The sequence below is a fragment of the Bacillus nakamurai genome, assembly GCF_001584325.1.
GTDB lineage: Bacteria > Bacillota > Bacilli > Bacillales > Bacillaceae > Bacillus > Bacillus nakamurai.
Genome location: NZ_LSAZ01000018.1, coordinates 17,917 through 38,985, shown reverse-complemented (window position 1 = coordinate 38,985; position 21,069 = coordinate 17,917). Strand labels below are relative to the sequence as shown.

20 protein-coding genes and 1 pseudogene are annotated in these 21,069 nt (G+C 45.8%); 15 read left to right on the top strand and 6 right to left on the bottom strand.

Annotated features, from left to right (window positions below; all coding sequences use genetic code 11):
* The first annotated feature begins 62 nt into the window (after positions 1–62).
* Positions 63–1,016: an L-lactate dehydrogenase gene (locus tag AXI59_RS10090; protein ID WP_061519978.1), complete on the top strand. Its 954-nt coding sequence runs from the start codon at positions 63–65 to the stop codon at positions 1,014–1,016.
* 40 nt (positions 1,017–1,056) lie between these two features.
* On the opposite strand, the gene AXI59_RS10085 is transcribed toward AXI59_RS10090, so the two are convergent.
* The gene (locus tag AXI59_RS10085; RefSeq protein WP_061519977.1) at positions 1,057–2,589 is read right to left on the bottom strand and encodes an MDR family MFS transporter; all 1,533 of its coding nucleotides are present in this window, start codon (positions 2,587–2,589) and stop codon (positions 1,057–1,059) included.
* A 114-nt stretch (positions 2,590–2,703) separates the two neighbouring features.
* Here AXI59_RS10085 and AXI59_RS10080 point away from each other — a divergent pair, with 114 nt between their 5' ends.
* The 3 genes from AXI59_RS10080 to AXI59_RS10070 all read left to right on the top strand — a co-directional run bounded on the left by AXI59_RS10080 (position 2,704) and on the right by AXI59_RS10070 (position 4,681).
* The gene (locus AXI59_RS10080) at positions 2,704–3,165 is read left to right on the top strand and encodes a MarR family transcriptional regulator (RefSeq protein ID WP_061519976.1); all 462 of its coding nucleotides are present in this window, start codon (positions 2,704–2,706) and stop codon (positions 3,163–3,165) included.
* Between the two features lie 63 nt (positions 3,166–3,228).
* Positions 3,229–3,858: a LysE family translocator gene (locus AXI59_RS10075; RefSeq protein ID WP_061519975.1), complete on the top strand. Its 630-nt coding sequence runs from the start codon at positions 3,229–3,231 to the stop codon at positions 3,856–3,858.
* A gap of 67 nt (positions 3,859–3,925) precedes the next feature.
* Positions 3,926–4,681: a YqcI/YcgG family protein gene (locus AXI59_RS10070; RefSeq protein ID WP_061528091.1), complete on the top strand. Its 756-nt coding sequence runs from the start codon at positions 3,926–3,928 to the stop codon at positions 4,679–4,681.
* A 1-nt stretch (position 4,682) separates the two neighbouring features.
* Here the strand turns inward: AXI59_RS10070 and AXI59_RS10065 are convergent, their stop codons facing one another.
* The gene (locus AXI59_RS10065) at positions 4,683–6,014 is read right to left on the bottom strand and encodes an amino acid permease (protein WP_061528090.1); all 1,332 of its coding nucleotides are present in this window, start codon (positions 6,012–6,014) and stop codon (positions 4,683–4,685) included.
* A gap of 129 nt (positions 6,015–6,143) precedes the next feature.
* On the opposite strand from AXI59_RS10065, the gene AXI59_RS10060 reads away from it, so the two are divergent.
* Together AXI59_RS10060 and nadE are read left to right on the top strand one after the other, a co-directional pair.
* Positions 6,144–6,740 (top strand): DUF1989 domain-containing protein, encoded by a 597-nt coding sequence (locus AXI59_RS10060; protein ID WP_061519972.1) that lies wholly within the window; start codon positions 6,144–6,146, stop codon positions 6,738–6,740.
* Positions 6,741–6,874: 134 nt separating this feature from the next.
* Positions 6,875–7,693 carry an ammonia-dependent NAD(+) synthetase gene (gene nadE, locus AXI59_RS10055; RefSeq protein WP_061528089.1) on the top strand — a complete coding sequence of 273 codons (819 nt, stop codon included), beginning with the start codon at positions 6,875–6,877 and terminating at the stop codon, positions 7,691–7,693.
* An 89-nt stretch (positions 7,694–7,782) separates the two neighbouring features.
* On the opposite strand, the gene AXI59_RS10050 is transcribed toward nadE, so the two are convergent.
* Together AXI59_RS10050 and AXI59_RS10045 are read right to left on the bottom strand one after the other, a co-directional pair.
* Positions 7,783–8,067 (bottom strand): antimicrobial peptide LCI, encoded by a 285-nt coding sequence (locus tag AXI59_RS10050; RefSeq protein ID WP_061528088.1) that lies wholly within the window; start codon positions 8,065–8,067, stop codon positions 7,783–7,785.
* A 145-nt stretch (positions 8,068–8,212) separates the two neighbouring features.
* The gene (locus tag AXI59_RS10045; protein ID WP_061528087.1) at positions 8,213–8,959 is read right to left on the bottom strand and encodes a sugar phosphate isomerase/epimerase family protein; all 747 of its coding nucleotides are present in this window, start codon (positions 8,957–8,959) and stop codon (positions 8,213–8,215) included.
* Between the two features lie 528 nt (positions 8,960–9,487).
* Here AXI59_RS10045 and AXI59_RS19325 point away from each other — a divergent pair.
* The 8 genes and pseudogenes from AXI59_RS19325 to putR form a co-directional block, all read left to right on the top strand.
* Positions 9,488–9,775 (top strand): annotated as a pseudogene (locus AXI59_RS19325) (MFS transporter); the annotation flags it as partial.
* Between the two features lie 124 nt (positions 9,776–9,899).
* Positions 9,900–10,460, top strand: a complete 561-nt coding sequence (locus tag AXI59_RS10030) for a shikimate kinase (protein WP_061528084.1) — start codon at positions 9,900–9,902, stop codon at positions 10,458–10,460.
* Positions 10,461–10,674: 214 nt separating this feature from the next.
* On the top strand, positions 10,675–11,631 hold the full coding sequence (gene cah, locus AXI59_RS10025) for a cephalosporin C deacetylase (protein ID WP_061528083.1): 957 nt from the start codon (positions 10,675–10,677) through the stop codon (positions 11,629–11,631).
* A 70-nt stretch (positions 11,632–11,701) separates the two neighbouring features.
* Positions 11,702–12,472, top strand: a complete 771-nt coding sequence (locus AXI59_RS10020; protein WP_061528082.1) for a nucleotidyltransferase domain-containing protein — start codon at positions 11,702–11,704, stop codon at positions 12,470–12,472.
* 199 nt (positions 12,473–12,671) lie between these two features.
* On the top strand, positions 12,672–13,583 hold the full coding sequence (locus tag AXI59_RS10015; RefSeq protein ID WP_156476258.1) for a proline dehydrogenase family protein: 912 nt from the start codon (positions 12,672–12,674) through the stop codon (positions 13,581–13,583).
* Between the two features lie 16 nt (positions 13,584–13,599).
* Positions 13,600–15,147, top strand: a complete 1,548-nt coding sequence (gene pruA / locus AXI59_RS10010) for an L-glutamate gamma-semialdehyde dehydrogenase (protein WP_061528081.1) — start codon at positions 13,600–13,602, stop codon at positions 15,145–15,147.
* A gap of 91 nt (positions 15,148–15,238) precedes the next feature.
* The gene (gene putP / locus AXI59_RS10005) at positions 15,239–16,693 is read left to right on the top strand and encodes a sodium/proline symporter PutP (protein ID WP_082791756.1); all 1,455 of its coding nucleotides are present in this window, start codon (positions 15,239–15,241) and stop codon (positions 16,691–16,693) included.
* 157 nt (positions 16,694–16,850) lie between these two features.
* Entirely contained in the window at positions 16,851–18,086 is a 1,236-nt protein-coding gene (gene putR / locus AXI59_RS10000; protein WP_061519963.1) for a proline utilization transcriptional regulator PutR, read from the top strand.
* Between the two features lie 32 nt (positions 18,087–18,118).
* On the opposite strand, the gene AXI59_RS09995 is transcribed toward putR, so the two are convergent.
* Together AXI59_RS09995 and AXI59_RS09990 are read right to left on the bottom strand one after the other, a co-directional pair.
* Positions 18,119–18,976, bottom strand: coding sequence for a TIGR03943 family putative permease subunit (locus tag AXI59_RS09995; protein ID WP_061528080.1), 858 nt, complete (start codon positions 18,974–18,976; stop codon positions 18,119–18,121).
* Between the two features lie 4 nt (positions 18,977–18,980).
* The gene (locus AXI59_RS09990; protein ID WP_156476257.1) at positions 18,981–19,868 is read right to left on the bottom strand and encodes a permease; all 888 of its coding nucleotides are present in this window, start codon (positions 19,866–19,868) and stop codon (positions 18,981–18,983) included.
* Positions 19,869–20,037: 169 nt separating this feature from the next.
* Here AXI59_RS09990 and AXI59_RS09985 point away from each other — a divergent pair, with 169 nt between their 5' ends.
* Positions 20,038–21,048 carry an NAD(P)/FAD-dependent oxidoreductase gene (locus tag AXI59_RS09985; RefSeq protein ID WP_061528078.1) on the top strand — a complete coding sequence of 337 codons (1,011 nt, stop codon included), beginning with the start codon at positions 20,038–20,040 and terminating at the stop codon, positions 21,046–21,048.
* Positions 21,049–21,069: the final 21 nt, after the last annotated feature.

Genomic DNA, 21,069 nt, shown 5'->3' with positions numbered 1-21,069 from the left:
TATAAATGTGAAATACTTCACAAACAAAACAAACACCACGAAACACTGGAGGATGAGCATACATGATGAACGAACGAGTGAACAAGGTAGCATTAATCGGAGCAGGTTTTGTTGGAAGCAGTTATGCGTTTGCGTTAATAAACCAAGGGATCACGGATGAACTCGTGATCATTGATGTAAATAAAGAAAAAGCCATGGGAGATGTGATGGATTTAAATCACGGGAAGGCATTTGCGCCTCATCCGGTTAAAACATCTTACGGCACATATGAAGATTGTAAGGATGCCGATATTGTGTGCATCTGTGCCGGGGCAAACCAGAAACCGGGCGAAACAAGGCTTGAACTGGTTGAAAAGAATCTGGCTATTTTTAAAGGCATTGTCAGTGAAGTGATGGCAAGCGGGTTTGACGGCATTTTCCTTGTCGCAACAAATCCGGTTGATATTCTGACATATGCGACTTGGAAATTCAGCGGCCTGCCGAAGGAACGTGTCATCGGCAGCGGCACAACACTGGATTCTGCAAGATTCCGGTATATGCTGAGTGAATACTTCGGCGCGGCGCCGAAAAACGTACATGCCCACATTATCGGCGAGCACGGTGATACAGAGCTTCCGGTTTGGAGCCATGCGAATGTCGGCGGAGTGCCCGTCCAGCAATTGTTAGAGAAAAATGAAGCGTACAAGCAGGAAGAGCTTGATCAAATTGTCGATGATGTGAAAAACGCGGCTTATCATATGATTGAGAAAAAAGGCGCGACGTATTACGGAGTGGCGATGAGCCTGGCCCGTATTACGAAAGCGATTTTGCGTAATGAAAACAGCATATTAACCGTCAGCACGTATATAGACGGCCAATACGGTGCTGATGACGTATATATCGGCGTCCCGGCTGTCGTGAATCGGAACGGCATTGCCGGCGTGACAGAGCTTGCGCTGAATGAAAAGGAACAAGCGCAATTCACTCACAGCGCAAATGTGCTGAAGGATATTCTTGCCCCGCATTTTGCTGAGTAAACGAAAAAGCAGCACATGACAAATGCCATGTACTGCTTTTTTAGTTCGCTTTTTTCGCCATTTCCTGAGAGGTTTTCACTCTCGCTTTTCCCATAAACAAAATGGTAATAGCTGCAATGACAATCGGTGCCAAAGCAAGCATAAAGACGTATGTGATGCTTTGGGACATCGCGTCAATAATCTTATCTAAGATTTGCGGCGGAATATGAGAGCGCGTGCCGGCTTGGAAAATCTCCTGGGGACTGCCTATATTTTGCATCGCGCCGCCCGCTCCTTTCATGCCGCTGAAGGCATCTGACAGCTTATTCGAAAACACATTCGTCTGAATGGTTCCGAAAATGGTAACGCCGAGAGTCATGCCGAATGATCTCAAAAAGGAGTTTGTTGAATTGGCGCTTCCGCGAAAACGCGGCTCAAGGTCGTTCATAGACGCTGCCGGAAGCAGTGAGAAGTTAAAGCCGACGCCGAATCCGGTAATCAGCATGAATACTGTCAGCATCGCCCGTGCGGTATCCGGTGTCATATTGGAAAGCAGCAGCATTCCGATAAAGAAAGCGACAACCGAAATCAGCATTAAATTTCGGAAACTCGCTTTCGTTTGAAAGATTCCGCCGATCATACTGCCGATGACCGAACCGATCATCATCGGCGTCAAAATAAAGCCCGCGCTTGTCGCAGAGCTTCCGTACACAGCTTGAACAAAAATCGGAATGAACACGGCTAAAATAATAAACGTGGCTCCGTAAAGGAAAGCCAAAATCTGCGCCGTGGCAAACAAACGGTTTTTAAACATCCAAAACGATATAATCGGTTCCTGCGCTTTTCTTTCTACAATAAAGAAGGCAATAAAGAAAACTGCAAATACGGCAAACAGGCCGATGATCTGAACGGAATTCCAGTCATACGTTTTGCCTCCGAGCTCAAGCGCAAACATAAGGCATACAATAGACACCACTAAAGTAATAGCGCCGGCCCAGTCAATTTTTTGCTTTTTGTGCTCAAGAGATTCCTTATAATAACGAAGAATGAAGAACAGGGATAAAATGCCGATCGGCACATTGATATAAAACACCCAGTGCCAGCTGATAGAGTCGGTGATGAGTGCTCCTAAAAGCGGTCCGAGAACACTGGACAGGCCGAAAACGGCGCCGAACATGCCCGACATTTTTCCGCGCTGCTCAGGCGGAAATAAATCAAAAATGATGGTAAAGGCGATTGGCATCAGCGCGCCCCCGCCGATTCCCTGAATGACACGGTAAATAATGAGCTGATCCATCGTTTGGGCGATTCCGCATAATGCAGACCCGATTAAGAAAAGAATAAGTCCGAATAAAAAGAAACGCTTTCGCCCATACATATCAGACAGCTTGCCGTAAATCGGCATACCGGCCATGACGGCAACCATATAAGACGCGGTGACCCATGCGAACTTATCAAAGCTTCCGAGATCAGCCACAATATTTCCCATCGCAGTGGCCACGATTGTATTATCCATAGCCGACATTAAAATGCCCAGCAGCAGCCCGAGGACGACAAACTTCGTCGAGGCGTCCTTTGCGGCTTTTGGTTCCATACTTTTTTCCTCCTATACTTACTTTTTATGATCAGATTTGCTATGATCATATTACTTTGGTCGTTAATTATCTTGATCGTCAAGATAAATTGATTTTATAGGGAGGACTGTCAGTTGTCAACAAGAAATGCCAGAAGTGAGAGGGAGGAAACTGCTATACAGCTTTTTCGAAAGATGGCTACCCGGACGATCCTGTTTCATCAGGCCGCCGCTCAATCTCTCGGTCTGTTTCCCACCGATTTAAAATCGGCTGATATTTTAAATGAATTAGGGCCGATGACCGCAGGGGAGCTCGGAAAGAAAACAGGACTCAGCACGGGTTCGGTTACGGCTCTTATCGACAGGCTTGAAAAAGCGGGATATGCGATGAGAAAAAAAGACCCCGAAGACAGAAGGCGGGTTATCATTGTGCCGTTAACAGCCGGGAAGACCCATGTGAAGCAGCTGTTCAGCTCCTTATCCCAGTCCACGATCAGCCTTTGCCGGCAATATAAAGATGAAGAGCTTGAACTGATATTTGATTTTTTAGGAAAAGCAACGGATATTATGGAGCAAGAGCTTGAGAAATTAAAATAATGTATCATAGCCCGGCCGATTCCCGAATAACTTGTACAAGTTGCATGAATGAGGGGGAAGCCAATGAACATTTTTTTAAGCTACATCGTTCTCGGGCTGTCATTGTCCGCACCTGTCGGACCGGTCAATGCAGCGCAAATTGACAAAGGCATCAAAAACGGCTTTTGGCATGCGTGGGTTTTCGGCCTCGGCGCCATGCTGGCGGATGCGCTGTATATGATCCTGATTTATTTCGGGCTGTCCCATTTTTTGACTGCTCCGCTGGTGAAAACATTTTTGTGGCTATTCGGTTTTTTTGTGTTGACCTATACGGGAATTGAGACGTTAAAAAATATAAGGGAAGCCATGAATGTACGGAGCGGGAGAGGAAAGCCGGCATTTTACAAAACGTTTGGATCAGGATTTTTTATTTCTCTTTCTAATCCGCTGAGCATTTTATTTTGGCTTGGCATTTACGGCAGCATCCTCGCCAAAACCGCCGAATCCTTCAACGCGAACCAGCTTCTGATCTACAGCTCCGGCATTCTTCTCGGCATTTTAATCTGGGATTTTTGCATGGCCATTGCAGCGAGTACATTCAGAAGTCTGCTTCATGAAAAAGCGCTGAGGGGGCTGACAGTTGCTGCGGGTTTATCACTCATTGCGTTTGGTTTATATTTCGGATGGCAGGGCATTCAATTGCTCATTTCGTAAAGAGAAAGACTGTCACCCATCGCCTATCTCCTTCATATCGTATCTTGACGATACTGGAGGTGGGTCGATGGCAAGCATACTATACACAAAAAGTTGCCTCGAGCAAAAATTATTGGATCTGACAAATTGGCAGAGAATCGCCTTTGAGCTCTTTTCTGAGAAAGTGGGGGCAGATATGTTTCCGTGCATACCCGGCCGTCAGGGCTTTTTGACAGATCAGCTCCGTATTTCCTTTGCGGGTGATCCCCGAAAGCAGACGACGGCTGAGGAGCTGGGGCTCTTATTGTCGGAATACGGAAAGATATCAAGGCATACCGGAAAATATGCGTCGTTGCTTGTGCTCTTTGATACGCCCGAAGATTTGGCGGAGCATTACTCAATTGAGGAATATGAGGAGCTGTTCTGGTCATTTTTAAACCGGCTGAGTGAGCACGACCCGAAAGATTGGCCTGAAGACTTTCCGAAAGATCCGGAACATTATAAGTGGGAATTTTGTTTTGACGGCGAGCCGTATTTTATCTTGTGTGCGACGCCTGCACATGAAGCGAGACAAAGCAGGAGCTTCCCGTTTTTTATGCTGGCGTTTCAGCCCAGATGGGTATTCGAGGAGCTGAATGATTCAACCGAGTTCGGACGGAACATGAGCCGGCTGATCAGAAAACGTTTAGAGGCATATGACGAAGCCCCGCTTCATCCTCATTTAGGATGGTACGGAGGACAAGACAATTTAGAATGGAAGCAATATTTCCTCCGTGATGATGAAAAGCAGGTGTCAAAATGCCCCTTTTCTTATTTGAAAGGATTATTTAAACAGACAAAATAACTTATGAATCGGCAGGGCGCTGTCCCTGCTTTTTTTGCACAATCCACGTGACAACGGCAATGATGGCGAGAAAACATAAGCTGACAAAGAAACCGGGCCTGCTTGATTTCTCAAACAGCGTGCCGGATACAGCCGCGATAATGAGCACCATAGCGGCAAAAATCTGCGTGTTCCCCATCATTGTCGGTTCGGTAAGCTTCTTGCTGGAGAAGAGAATAAACATCCACGTAAAAAGAAGCATCAGCCCCGCCGCAGTTGTCATGTGTTCATAAATATTTTTCGGCAGCACCAATGACAAAATGATCGAAACGATCAGCCCGGCAAACGTCAGTCCGAGCGCCGGCCAGCATACCTTTTTTCCTTCTTTTAATGTAAAGCATTTTGGCGCATCCCCGTCATCAGCCATTGTACATAGCAATGTCGTGACCGCAAACAGAGAAGCGACGAGCGTAGAAAAACCCGCAATAATAAAAATGCCGTTAAAAATATCAAGGACGACATCCAAATGAAAGCCTTTAAGAGATGTAATAAACGGGCTGTCCTGCTCGGTAAATTTGTGTAAAGGCACTAAAAGCAGCGCAAGTCCGATGGATATGACGTAAATGACCGCCAAAACGGCGAGCATCAGTTTACCCGACTTTGCCGCTTCTTCAGGCTTTTTCAAATGAACCGTCATGAGCCCCATGACTTCAATTCCCCCAAATGCATAAAATGCGTAAATCAGCCCCGTCCATAATCCCATTGCTCCGTAAGGAAACAAATGTTTTGATTGACTCGGAACGTGCATGTCCGGTTTGTGAGATGAAAAAATGCCGCACAGCGCTAAAACGGCGATGATGATAAACATAAAAATCGCCGCCGTCTTCACAACGGCGAGAACATGCTCTGTTTTTTCAAAAACGGACAGGCCCGTAAAAATAATCAACAGACCGAGAACCGCATAGATCGAGGCGAATACCCAAAGCGGCACATTCGGAAACCAATGTTTCGTAAACAGCGAGATGGCTGTCAGCTGGCTCCCGGTGATCAGCATTTCTGACGACCAGTATACCCATCCGTTGCTGAAACCGGCCCATGTGCCGAAAGCTTTTCTCGCATAAGCACAAAAAGACCCTTTCTCGGGCTGCTTTGCCGAAAGCTTTGCGAGCTGTTCAAAGACAAAGTACGTGCCGAGCCCGGCGATGAGAAACGAGATAAGCACGGAAAATCCGCTTTTGACAATGGCGATGCTGGAACCAAGAAAGAAGCCGGTTCCGATTGTGCAGCCGATGCCGATTAAGGACAGCTGCCACCAGGCCAGATTTCCCTTAGGCTGGTCCTGTGATTTACCCATGAAAGTTCAACCCCTTTATCAAAGATTAGAGTGCTGCCCAGAGACGGGGAATATACATCCAATAATTTGCTGAACGTTACATGAAACAAACGGCCGCCGCTCATAATAGAAGAAAAAAGGAGCAGGCTGATGACACAGCAATTTATCGTTCCGCCGAAAAAAGGACTTGGGCTGAAGGTGCATAAAGGGCAAATCATTAAAGTGGTTGATGTGGAAGGACAGCAGGTGGCTGACTTTACGGCGTACCATGCCAAGGATTTTTATGAGCACCTTGATCAGGGCGCGACGATTGATGCCAACCAGTCCATCAATGTAAAAGTCGGCGATCATATTTATTCGAATTTGTATAAGCCGATGCTGACGTTAATTGAAGATACGGTGGGCAAGCACGATCTTCTTCTTCCGGCATGCCGCCCGGATATGAACAGGCTCTTGTACGGAAAGCATAAAGACGAGCTGCAGGATACGTGTTATGACAATATGAGCGGGGCTCTTGAACAGTTTGGTGTGCCGCGGCCGCATATGCATTATCCGTTCGCGATCTTTATGAATACGGTGCTTGATGAAAAGGGGAATTTGTCTGTCGAGACGCCGCTGTCTGACGCCGGCGATTATGTGCGGCTTCGGGCGGAGATGGATCTCGTCGTTGCTTTTTCGTCATGCCCGATTGAAAAAGGCAAATGCAATGGAGAAAGCGTCACGGCGCTGCGGGTGGAAATCAGCTGATCCCGGCGTGTATGGTTCACTTAAAAACGGCACCTGTGCTATATTTAGTAGAGTCAAATTACATAGTGGCATGATTCATTTTCATCATGAGAGGGAAATGAATGAGAAAGAACAGTGCAGGAGGAGTGATTGGGATGAGCATGCAGCAGCATATTATGAACGATCTACATGTAAAGCCCTCAATTGATCCGAAACAAGAAATTGAGGACAGAGTGAATTTTCTTAAACAATATGTGAAAAAAACGGGTGCGAAAGGCTTTGTGTTAGGCATCAGCGGCGGCCAGGATTCAACGCTTGCGGGCCGTCTCGCTCAAATGGCCGTTGAAAGCATCAGAGAAGAAGGCGGAAACGCGGAATTCATCGCCGTCCGTCTGCCGCACGGCACACAGCAGGACGAGGATGACGCCCAAATGGCGCTCAAATTTATCAAACCTGACAAATCTTGGACATTTGACATTAAAACCACAGTCAGCGCATTTGCTGATCAATACAAAAAAGAAACCGGAGATCAGCTGTCTGACTTTAACAAAGGAAATGTAAAGGCCAGAACGAGAATGATCGCCCAATATGCTATCGGCGGACAAGAAGGTTTGCTCGTCATTGGAACCGATCATGCTGCGGAAGCGGTGACTGGTTTCTTTACGAAGTACGGAGACGGCGGTGCCGATGTATTGCCGCTGACAGGCTTAACCAAGCGTCAGGGGAGACGTTTATTAGAGGAGCTGGGTGCGCCGGAACGCCTGTACCTGAAATTACCGACAGCCGACCTGCTGGATGACAAACCGCAGCAAACGGACGAAACCGAACTCGGCATCACATACAATGACATCGATGACTATTTAGAAGGCAAAAAGGTCTCAGCCGAAGTATCTGAGGCGCTCGAGAAACGCTATATGAGCACGGAGCATAAACGACAGGTGCCGGCCTCTATGTTTGATGATTGGTGGAAATAGGCCTAAAAAACCTCCCTTTTTGAAAGGGAGGTTTTTGATTTTCCTCTGCAAGGCTTGCGGGCTTTTCCCGGCAGCCTGAAGAAGTTTAATTACTTATCTACACTTTCATAGATCCCTACCCAATAGCCTTTACTGCTATCATAATATTTGCTTTTGAAAATCCATGTTGTTCCATCTAACACGAAAGAGGCAGCGAAATTCCCATTAGGGCTTTGAACAAGTTTAATGGCGTTAATGCTGACATCGTCTTTGGATGAGATTGTGCTTTTTTCAACAGAAGCTGATTCTGTTGGCGAGGCGGCAAAGGCAGGAGCAGCAGACAAAAGTAAACCAAGAGACAAGGCAGAACCGGTTAATACTTTTTTCAATTTCATTTCGAACACTCCCTTTTCCAATTAATTTGTTACAATTCTAATATTTAGATTATAATCCAATAAATTCTTTCTTTTTGAAAAATTTTTTATAAAAAATGTGTTTTTCTACACATCGACATTCCTTCTGAAAAGGGGTGTTCTTTTGTTACTTATTAAAAAAATGCTCAATTTCTGTGAGTGATTCTTTAATGTGCGCCGCAGCCTGATCGCCGAAGTATTCAAGCGACACAAACCCTTCATATTGCCTGTTCATTAATTCTTTCAAAAAATGTTCCTGATCTAAATCCCCCTGACAGACAGGTGTCGGCTTACTTACATACCAATTGTCAAAATTCCAGTGATAGCTTTTTAAATGAACATGGCTGACGGTATGAAACAGCTTTTCTAAAGCCGCCAATTGGTCAATGTGATTGACGTGGAGATTGGAACCGTCAAAAATCGTGCGGAGCCGGGGGTGCCCGACATCCTCTAAAAACGCCAGCGCTGCTTCCGGCGTATCTGCATACGTATCGTAATGAATCTCAAGTCCGATATTGACCTCATAGTCATCCGCCAGCCAGGCTGCCTTCTGAAATTGGCCGACGGCGCTCTGCCACTTTTCCGGTGATGTCCGGTGCGAAGGAAGATTCCCCGCAAATACTCTGATCAGGGGGCTGTGCAGCTGTCTCGCGGCGTTTAATGCTTTGAGGACGTTTTGTTCAGACTGCCGCTCATCCTGAGAGACGAAATCAGTGTACAAGCTGACGGCCGGCACTTCTATTCCTTTTTCCTGAAGCTGCTTGTGAAGCCTGTCAAGGGGGCCGATTTGCTGTTCATATTGTTCAGCATGGCCGTACCACAAATCTATTCCGTCAAACGAATGCTCCTTTGCGAAGGAAATGACATCAAGAATATGCTGTTTTTTAAACCCTGCAGTGCAAAAAGCTCAGTTTCATCAATGATCCTCCCGTACATTCGAAGTAGTGTGTTTACTAATTCCCTAGTGAAGTCATAGGTAAACAGGTATAAAATTCTGATACAGTTTCTTCTGAAAAATCAATTGGCAAACAAATATCCTGCCTCTGAAATGAAAATTACATTCCATACAATAAATTTAATGTCCGTCAAACGAAATAATATCGATGGGGTATGCAGCGTTAAACATTACGAAGCAAATGGGGAATGATATGAAGGGTAAAAAACCGAAGTGCCTCAGAGCCTATTAGAGGCCGGCGCCTGGTGGAAAACGGGCATCAGTGAGATGAAGAAAAATTCCATGCGATTGAACAATTGATCGGCCGGGTCTTTTTCTCAAATGCTGTATTTATTGCCTGTGCCGCGAGCTGCTTGATAAAAACAAAGCGAAATTGTTTGAGTGTGATAGTCACCGGCCCTTCCATCGCGGCTGTATACCTGACAACATATTTTTGAGAGCGCATACAAAATTGTGACGATATTATCAATTGCTTCTTTTGCCCAGGGGATGTCCAACATTTCGTGGACGATGCTGAGTGAGGTGGCTCCGAGCGAAACCATCGGGCTGGCGGGTGGCGTATTTAACTTTTTCGCCAATATGGCCGGCATCCTCACGCCGCTCATCATCGGTTTTATCGTCGCTGCGACAAGCTCATATAACGGAGCGATTCTATTTGTCGGAGCCGTGGCCTTTATCGGGGCATTTTCTTATATTTTCATTGTCGGAAAGATTGAACGCATTACACTGAGATAAAAAAGAAAAACTCATCCCTTATGTAAAGGATGGGTTTTCTTCATTACATTATCTATATATTTCAATATTGAATTATCATATAATAAACATAACTTTTTCATTCCTTAGGAGGATTTCGCCGAAGATGAACGCAAAACGTGCCATTCCCGTAAGAGAAAGAAATATCGTACTAATTGGATTTATGGGTGTCGGAAAGACAACAATCGGCCAGTTGGTCGCTAAAAAATTATATAGAGACTTTATTGATATTGATTTGCAGATTGAAAAGAATTTTAAGATGACGATTCCCGAAATGTTTGAGAAAAAGGGCGAAGCCTTTTTCCGTCAAACAGAGAAAGAATACATTTTGGATATTTGCCGCAATACGAAATTCAAAATTGTTTCCCTTGGCGGCGGCTCCTTTAAGCAGGAGGAAATCAGGCAGTGCTGCCTGGAAAACTGTCTTGTGATCCATCTTGATTTATCATGGGAGAACTGGAAGCAGCGGGCTGACCTGCTGATTGAAAGCCGTCCCGTCCTGCATAACCGCTCGATGGATGAAATGGAACTGCTCTTTAATGAACGCCAAAGCATCTATGAGAAACATAACTCAAAAGTGGCAACTGATAATCTTGAACCCGAAGAAATTGCCGATTATATCGTTGAAACGTTAAAAATCGGCTGGGATCTGTATCAGCCGATGTAAAAAGGGCCGTGACGCTGTGAGCGCACGGCTTTTATTGTTTTGCCCCCTTAATGAAAACGGCTTTTAAACAACATGCACATGCTGACCGTCAGAGGGACGGACGGCCATTAAACAAACGTTTGATAAAATAAAAAAATTTTAGAAAACCGGAACTGATCCGTGATAATATAGAGTCAGAAAATTAAATCTTATAAAACAAAGGAGTTTACTCGGAATGCAATTATACGATATGCCGCTCGACCAACTGCAAACCTATAAACCAAATAAAACGGCTCCTCATGACTTTACGGATTTCTGGGCATCATCATTAGAAGAGCTTGCGAAGATAAAGGCGAATCCTGAATTAACGCCTGCAAGCTATCCTGCCGATGGCGTCAAAGTGTACCGCCTGATATACCAAAGCTTCGGCGGCGCAGCGATCGAGGGCTGGTATGCCGTTCCAGACCGCAAAGGGCCGCATCCCGCAATCGTTAAATATCACGGCTACAATGCGAGCTATGACGGAGATATTCATGACATCGTCAATTGGGCGCTTCACGGATATGCAGCGTTCGGCATGCTCGTCCGCGGCCAGCACAGCAGCGAAGACACAATCATCTCGCCGCACGGGCATGTACCCGGCTGGATGACGAAAGGAATTTTAAACAAAGATACATACTATTACCGCGGTGTTTACTTAGATGCCGTCCGCGCCCTTGAAGTCATCAGCGGTTTTGAAGAAGTGGACGAAACGAGAATCGGCGTAACCGGAGGCAGCCAGGGAGGCGGACTCTCAATAGCGGCAGCGGGATTATCAGACATTCCGAAGGCGCTGGCTGCGGACTATCCATACTTAAGCAACTTTGAGCGGGCGATTGATGCAGCTCTTGACCAGCCGTATCTTGAGATTAATTCCTTTTTCAGAAAAAACGGCAGCCCTGATACAGAAAAAGCTGCGATGAACACCCTTTCCTATTTTGACATCATCAATCTCGCAGACCGGGTGAAGGCGCCCGTTCTCATGTCCATCGGCCTGATCGACCGCGTAACGCCGCCGTCGACGGTATTTGCCGCATACAATCATTTAGAAACGGAAAAAGAGCTGAAGGTATACCGTTATTTCGGCCATGAATACATTCCTTCCTTCCACACGGAAAAGCTCGCATTTTTCAAAACGCATTTGAAAGGCTGACAGCCGGTGGAAAGCCCAAGTTTCATTTGGGCTTTTTTTAAGGAATGATTTACGGAAAGGAATGGATCAGATGAAACAAAGGATCATTGAAGAACTAAAACGCATTGAAACACATTATGGCGTCAAAGTGCTGTACGCCGTGGAATCAGGCAGCCGCGCGTGGGGGTTTCCATCAAGGGACAGCGACTACGATGTCCGGTTTCTCTATGTACCGAAAAAAGAATGGTATTTTTCCATTGAGACGCAGAGGGACGTCATCGAAGAGCCGATCCATGATTTGCTTGACATCAGCGGCTGGGAGCTGAGGAAAGCGCTGCGGCTGTTTAAAAAATCGAACCCGCCCCTATTGGAATGGCTCTCCTCAGATACAGTCTATTACGAAGCCTTTTCGGCTGCCGATCAGCTGCGGAAGCTGAAAAACAGGGCGTTTTCACCTGAAGCAAGCGTCTATCACTATCTCAATATGGCGAAACGGAATGTAAAGAATGAATTGCAGGGCAGTGAGGTGAAGATTAAAAAGTATTTTTATGTCCTCCGTCCGATTCTCGCCTGCCGATGGATTGAAAAGTTCTGCTCCGTTCCGCCGATGGCATTTTCTGTTTTGGCAGACGAGCTGCTGGCGGACGAAAAGCTGATGTCAGAAATCAATACGCTGCTGGCACGAAAAAAAAGCGGTGATGAACTGGCGGCAGAACAAAGAAATGCCGTCATTCATACGTTTATTGAAGAGGAGATTGAGCGCCTCAGCCAATATGCCAAAACGGTAAAAACAGCGAAAAAGGATATTACGCCGGAACTGAATCAGCTGCTTATGCAAACCGTTGAAGAGGCTTGGAGGTAAAAACGGGAATTGACGAATGCTGTCATTCCCGCCCGCCTTTTTTCGGCATCATTCGCTTGCTCTCTAAGAAGCTGATTGTGGGAAAACCACAAAAATAATCAGAATCTTTGTATTTTGAGAATATTGTGAGCGGAGGTTTTGTCCATTTACAATATACTCATACAAATACTTCTTAGATTGCGGGGTGTTAAGGTTGGAAGTGATTACAAGAGATTTTTTCTTATTTTTATCCAAGAGCAACTTTCTCAATAAAATGGCGAGAAACTGGGGAAGCCGCGTGGCAGCCGGCAAAATCATCGGAGGAATGGATTTTCGCAGTTCGGTCCCGACGATTCGACATTTGAACGGCAAAGGGCTGTCTGTTACTGTCGATCATTTAGGGGAATTTGTCAACAGCAGTGATGTTGCGAGAGAACGCACCGAGGAGTGCATGCAAACAATCGCTTTAATTGCTCACGAGCAGCTGAATTCCCAAGTGTCACTGAAAATGACATCTTTAGGTCTTGATATAGATCTCGATCTCGTCTATGAAAATATGACGAAAATCCTTCAGACGGCAGAACAGTATAAAGTCATGGTGACGATTGACATGGAGGATGAAACGAGATGCCAGAAAACGCTGGATATCTTTAAAGATTTCCGAAGCCGGTATGAATACGTAAGCACCGTGGTGCAGGCCTATTTATACAGAACGGAGAAGGATCTTGATGATCTCGATCCGCTGAATCCGTTTCTGCGCCTTGTCAAAGGAGCTTATAAAGAATCGGAGAAGGTTGCCTACCCTGAAAAAAGCGATGTAGATGAAAATTATAAAAAACTCATCCGCAAACAGCTGTTAAAGGGCCACTATACGGCTGTTGCAACGCATGACGACAAGATGCTTGATTTTACAAAGCAGCTGGCCAAAGAGCACGGTATTCCAAACGATCGGTTTGAGTTTCAAATGCTGTACGGCATGCGCTCGCAAACCCAGCTCAGCCTGATCGAGGAAGGATACAACATGAGAGTCTACCTGCCTTACGGAGATGATTGGTACGGTTACTTTATGAGACGACTCGCAGAACGCCCCTCAAACATCGCATTCGCTTTTAAAGGCATGACAAAGAAGTAAAAAGGGAGAGATGACAATGACTACACCTTACAAACACGAACCATTCACTAATTTCCAAGAACAATCTAACGTTGAAGAATTTAAGAAAGCGCTTGCAACGGTAAATGAATATTTAGGAAAAGAGTATCCGCTCGTGATCAACGGTGAAAAAGTAGAGACGGAAGCAAAAATCGTATCTATTAACCCAGCAAACAAAGAAGAAGTCGTCGGCAGAGTGTCCAAAGCGTCTCAGGAGCATGCGGAGCAGGCGATCGAAGCGGCCGCCAAAGCGTTTGAGGAATGGAGATACACTTCTCCTGAAGAAAGAGCAGCTGTTCTATTCCGTGCTGCGGCCAAAGTCCGCCGCAGAAAACACGAATTCTCCGCCCTTCTTGTGAAAGAAGCCGGAAAGCCTTGGAATGAAGCTGATGCTGATACCGCGGAAGCCATCGACTTTATGGAATACTATGCGCGCCAAATGGTTGAATTGGCAAAAGGAAAGCCGGTCAACAGCCGCGAAGGCGAGAAAAACCAATACGTCTACACACCGACCGGCGTAACGGTTGTCATTCCGCCATGGAACTTCTTATTTGCGATCATGGCGGGAACGACAGTGGCGCCGATCGTAACGGGAAACACGGTCGTTCTCAAGCCTGCAAGCGCGACGCCTGTCATCGCCGCAAAGTTCGTAGAAGTGCTTGAAGAATCGGGCCTTCCGAAAGGCGTTGTGAACTTTGTGCCGGGCAGCGGCGCCGAAGTGGGCGACTACCTTGTCGATCATCCGAAAACAAGCATCATCACGTTTACGGGATCACGTGAAGTCGGAACGAGAATCTTCGAACGTGCGGCGAAAGTACAGCCTAGACAGCAGCACTTAAAGCGCGTCATCGCTGAAATGGGCGGTAAAGACACTGTTGTCGTTGACGAGGATGCGGATATTGAATTGGCCGCTCAATCAATCTTTACATCAGCATTCGGATTTGCGGGCCAAAAATGTTCTGCGGGTTCACGTGCCGTTGTCCATGAAAAAGTGTATGATCAAGTATTAGAGCGCGTAATCGAAATCACGGAATCAAAAGTAACGGCAAGCCCTGACAGTGCTGATGTGTATATGGGACCTGTCATTGACCAAGGCTCTTATGATAAAATTATGAACTATATTGAAATCGGTAAAGAGGAAGGCCGTTTAGTGAGCGGCGGAACCGGCGATGATTCAAAAGGCTACTTCATCAAGCCGACAATCTTCGCGGATCTTGATCCGAAAGCGAGATTAATGCAGGAAGAAATCTTCGGGCCTGTCGTCGCTTTCTCGAAAGTCTCTGATTTTGACGAGGCGTTAGAGGTAGCCAACAATACCGAATACGGTCTGACAGGAGCGGTAATCACAAACAACCGCAAACATATTGAACGTGCGAAACAGGAGTTCCATGTGGGCAACCTGTACTTCAACCGCAACTGTACGGGAGCGATTGTCGGCTACCATCCGTTTGGCGGCTTCAAAATGTCCGGCACGGACTCAAAAGCAGGCGGACCGGATTACTTGGCCCTTCATATGCAGGCGAAAACAATCAGCGAAATGTTTTAAGCGGGACTGAATGGGCATCCTCCTCGCGGGGGTGTCCATTTTATCCATAAACACCAAAAACGGAGGAGGAAATGCCATAGCAAACACACAGTTGATCATTTCGGTTTGTATCTATATGGCGGGCATGCTGTTTATCGGGTATTACGCCTATAAACGGACGTCGAATCTGACGGATTACATGCTCGGAGGACGTTCTTTAGGACCTGCCGTCACAGCGCTCAGCGCGGGAGCGGCGGATATGAGCGGCTGGCTCTTAATGGGGCTGCCGGGAGCTATGTTCTCCACAGGTTTAAGCGGCGCTTGGATTGCAATCGGGCTTGTGCTCGGCGCTTGGGCGAATTGGCTTTATGTGGCTCCGCGGTTAAGGACGTATACCGAAAAAGCGGGAAATTCCATTACAATTCCGGGATTTCTTGAGAATCGTTTCGGGGATCATACGAAGCTTCTCAGACTGTTTTCGGGTCTTGTGATTCTCATCTTTTTCACATTTTATGTGTCATCCGGCATGGTATCCGGAGGCGTCTTATTCAACAGCATTTTAGGGATGAAATACCATACGGGCCTATGGGTGGTAACGGGCGTAGTTGTCGCGTACACTTTGTTTGGAGGCTTTCTGGCGGTAAGCTGGACGGACTTTGTCCAAGGCATTATTATGTTTGCGGCACTTATTCTCGTACCGATTGTGACGATTTTTCACACGGGCGGTCCGGGAGAAACAGTGACCGACATCCGTTCCGTCAATCCGGAGCTGTTTAATATATTCAAAGGAACAAGCGTATTAGGCATTATTTCTTTATTTGCGTGGGGGCTTGGCTACTTTGGACAGCCGCATATCATTGTGCGATTTATGGCGATCACGTCTGTTAAAGAAATCAAACGCGCCAGACGAATCGGAATGGGATGGATGATTCTGTCTGCAATCGGCGCGCTGCTTACGGGTCTTGCGGGAATCGCGTATTATCACCAGCACGGTATGAAGCTGAATGACCCGGAAACGATTTTTATTCAGCTCGGCAATATTCTGTTCCACCCAATCATTACGGGATTTCTCATTTCCGCGATTTTAGCGGCCATTATGAGTACGATTTCGTCCCAGCTGCTCGTCACATCCAGCTCTTTAGTAGAGGACTTGTATAAGTCGATGTTCAGACGTTCAGCATCTGATAAGGAACTGGTATTTCTGGGGCGTATGGCAGTGCTTGCGGTGTCAATCATCGCCTTAGTGCTCGCTTGGGAGAAAAACAATACGATACTCGGGCTTGTCAGCTATGCTTGGGCAGGTTTCGGCGCTTCATTCGGGCCGGTTGTACTGCTCAGTTTATTTTGGAAACGGATGACTAAATGGGGGGCACTCGCCGGCATGATTGCGGGAGCGATTACCGTAATCATTTGGGCGAATGCCGGTCTTTCGGACTTTCTGTATGAAATCATTCCGGGCTTTGCTGCAAGCCTCGCTGCTGTATTTGTCGTCAGCTTATTGACACAGGCTCCGTCAAAAGATGTCACAGATCAGTTTCATGAGTACCGTGATACACTTTCACAATAACAGCAAGTAACGAGAGGAAGAAGGGACAGCCCCTTTTTCCTCTTTTCACAATGGAGGCGGCCCGATTTTTTTGTTTTGGGAATATATGAATTTTTTTCTATACAAAAAGTCGCCGCACAGAGTATGATTAAAGAAAAAAAGCATAGGAGAAATAAGTATGGAAGAGCTTTTAGAGAGAGTTTTTTCATTTACGGACATTGATAAATTAATTGATTTCATCAGTTATGAATTGCAGAAGCCTGTGATTCTGGAAAGTGCGGATTTCTTTTTGCTTGCCTATAATTCTTATTATATTAACCATTTTGACTCCGCCAACCAGCAAACTATTTTTTCGAAAAAATGTCCGGTGCAGATTTTTGAAAGATTTCTGAAGGACGGGGTGATCGAAAAACTTAAAACGGTTCCTGAACCGTTCCGTGTCGACAAAATAGACAGTATCGGACTAAACCAAAGGGTAGTTGTAAGCGCTAAGCATAAAGGGGAAGTGATGGGCTACATCTGGATTCAGGAGCTTGACCGGAATCTGACGGATGAAGAGCTCGACTTTTTATACGAGACTTCTTTCCATGTCGGAAAAATTATTTATAAAACGAAACGGCTGAAACAGGAAAAGGAAGAAAAAACGGAGGATCTGGTCAAACGGGCAATCTTTCAGCAATTCTCCTCTGAAAAGGAGCTAAGACGGGAAGCGGAAATGATCAATACCGTACTGCCTTCGGTTTTTTCAGTTGTCGTTCTGCATGCCGCCAATGGGGATGGGGAAGCAGTCGAAGATTTAAAGGAAAATATCAGATCGTACTTGAATTTGCGTGATAAAGTCAGCCACGTATTAACGATCGAATCTAATATTGTCATTGTCGTTGCAAGCTTTTCGCAAAAAAGCTCCGACGCTTCGGCAGCGTCAGAATTCATTCACAAGCTGTTAACTCATTTTCATTTTCAGAAGATTCCCACCCCCATCTATATCGGAATCGGCAACGAGTATAACAGCATCCTGAAGCTCGGTAAAAGCTATATAGAAGCGCTTGAAGTGATAAAAGCCGCTGAGATTACCGGTAACCAGGAAAATATCCCGTACGAATACAGCAAACTCGGGATTTATCGCTATCTTGAAAGCATCGAAGAAAAAAACGCCTCCCTTGAGTATGTAAACAATGATTTGGCTTTATTAAAAGCAAAGGACCGAGAGAGCAGCACTGAACTGCTGAAAACATTGGAAATCTATCTCCTCAATAACTGCAAAACAAAACCAGCCGCAGAACAGCTTTTTATTCATCAAAATACACTGAATTACCGTATCAAACAGATTCTTGACATGACATCGATTAATTTAAGCGATTTCAGAACAAGGTGCCAGCTGTACCTTGATATCATGCTTATGAAAAAGCAATAAAAAAGAAACCAGTACTCGTACTGGTTTCAGCTTTAATATCCCCGGTATACGTAAGGGTCATCAGGTTTCTTAATGGTATGCCAGTCCGTCACTTTCACAATCGGCAGCGTCGATTTGAACGGCTGGTAGTACTCAGAGGATAGTGTCCCCTTCATATGAACCCATTCGTCATCCTTGATGTCCATGTCCTTCGGAAATTCCGCGAGCATCCCGTACACGCCGGAATCAGCGATACAGTGGATGATGCCGAACCTCAGTACAAAGAGCTGCCGCTTATTAATGGCGTTCCCTTTATATGCAAATCCGTTAAAGTCAATCGTGCGTCCGAGAAATTCACCCGGATAGTTATAGATGGTTTCCATTCCCTTTAAGAAATCCTCATCCTTCAGAGAAATCTCCTTCTGGCCGGAATACTTGTCATACAGCTTTTTCATGAGTTTGTCGTAACTGTCTTGCGTATAATACAAGCTCGAATCCGGCCGCAAATATTGTGTTTGCGAGTAATGGTCACCGGTTTCCATCGCTTTAAACGAAAAGCCCTTTGTCTTCACGATGGACGAGTCAAGCGTGGCGATCGGGAAGAATATCCCTGATATGAGCGGAAATAGAAACACGAGATAAATAAAATAGCGTTTATAAAAGGGTTTATTTTGCTCATGTCCGTGCTCGTGATCATGATCATGCCCGCAGCCGCAATCATGATCGTGTCCGTTTTTTTCAGGCGATTTGATAAACACATACGCTTGAACGGCGGTTAAAACGGCCAGCAGAAAAATCGCCGTAAAGGACAGATAGGAATATTTCATATTAATATATTTTGTCAGATTCCCTGAAGCATGCAGATGATAGAAGAAAAACGTAAAACCCATCAGCACTAAAAGACGAAACATCCGATCACCCCTTTACAAGCAGTGATCCCGCTAACACAATTACGGTGATATATGTAATCAGCAGGAAAACAAATCGTTTTTTAAAGGCAGCAAGCATCATTAACAGGTTTTTTACGTCAACCATCGCTCCGAAAACAAGAAAGGCGATTAAAGATCCTAAAGAAAATGTGCTGCTGAATGAAGATGCGATAAAGGCATCCACTTCTGAACAAAGAGACAAGACGAATGACAGCCCCATCATCACAAGCGAGGAAGATACATCATTTTGCCCGATAGAAAGCAATGTCGATGTTTTGACATACGTCTGCATGGCAGCGGCGATAAAGGCGCCGATGATTAAGTATTTTCCGACTGAAAAGAATTCTTCAATCGCATGGCGAAGCGTACCGCCCAGTTTTTGAAGCAGGGTCTGCCGATCGGTGTGATGGTGATGCCCCGTTTCGGCAGGCGCCAAAAGCTGATTGTCCTTATATTGATAAGATAAAATCACCCCGATGATCAGCGACACGGCCAGCGCCAGCCCGCCCCGGTAAAAGACAACGCTCCACTTATTCCCGAATGCAATGTATGTTGAAAACAGCACAATCGGATTAATAATCGGCGCGGTCAGCATAAACGCAACACCCGCATGCAAGGGGACGCCTTTGAGAAGCAGCCGTCTCGTAATCGGAATAATGCCGCATTCACAGGCGGGAAACAAAATCCCCGCAAGAGCGCCGGATAAAACAGCGAGAAAACGGTTTTTCGGTATGATTTTGGCAATCATTTCTTCTGACACAAACATTTGAATGATCCCCGACAAAATCACGCCGATTAAGATAAACGGGATTGCTTCTATTAATATACTGATAAAAATAGAGTTAAGCTGAAGAAAAGAAGATTGTGAACTCACAAAGTAACCCCCGCTATTCATAAAGCTGATAATGGAATAAGTCTATCATGAAATGGTTTCATTTTCTCCGGCTTTAAAGATTCTATTAAACTGTGATATACTGTGAATGATACTCATTATCAATTAGGTGATATACATAACATAAATAAAATGTACGGGAGGCGGGAAGATGGCTGACAAACAAGAGATATATGATGTTACGATTATCGGCGGAGGGCCGGTAGGCTTGTTTACGGCATTTTACTGCGGGCTGCGGGAATTAAAAACGAAAGTGGTTGAATTTTTACCGAAGCCGGGCGGCAAAGTGTCTATGTTCTTTCCTGAGAAAATCATTCGGGATATCGGCGGTATACCGGGAATTGCCGGCGCGCAGCTGATTGAGCAGCTGAAAGAGCAGGCTGCAACATTTGATCCTGATTTTGTCTTTAACCAACGAATAACTGGTTTCAAACGCTTGGACAACGGCGCAATTGAATTGACCGCTGCAACCGGAGAAACTCACTATACACGCACCGTCATTTTAGCCTGCGGCATGGGTACGCTTGAGGTAAATGAATTGAATCATCATGACGCAAGTGCATATGCGGGGAAAAATCTCCGCTACACAGCCGAGAAGCTCGCCGAATTTCAAGGAAAACATGTCGTGATTTCAGGCGGAGGCGATTCAGCAGTAGATTGGGCCAATGAACTGGAACCGCTCGCAGCCTCTGTCACGATTCTTCACAGAAGAGAAGAGTTTGGCGGACTGGAAAGCGCAGTAACCAAAATGAAGCAGTCCTCTGTACGCGTACTTACCCCGTATTCATTACAGCACATCAGCGGGAATGGGGATATCATCGAAAGCATAACGGCCGTCCATACAGAAACGGGAGCGCAAGAGGTCATAGAAATAGATGAATTAATTATCAATCACGGATTCACCATTGATCTCGGTCCCATCAAAGAATGGGGTCTGGACACGGAAGACGGCCGGATAAAGGCGGACAGACATATGCGGACGAACCTGCCCGGTGTGTTCGTCGCAGGCGATGCGGCCAGTTACGAAAGCAAACTCAAGCTCATCGCCGGAGGATTTACAGAAGGTCCGACAGCGGTAAACAGCGCCAAGGCTTATCTCGATCCTCACGCTGAAAAAATGGCGATGTACTCGACCCATCATAAGAAATTAGTGGTGCAGTAATGCTCAGCACGCCCTATACAT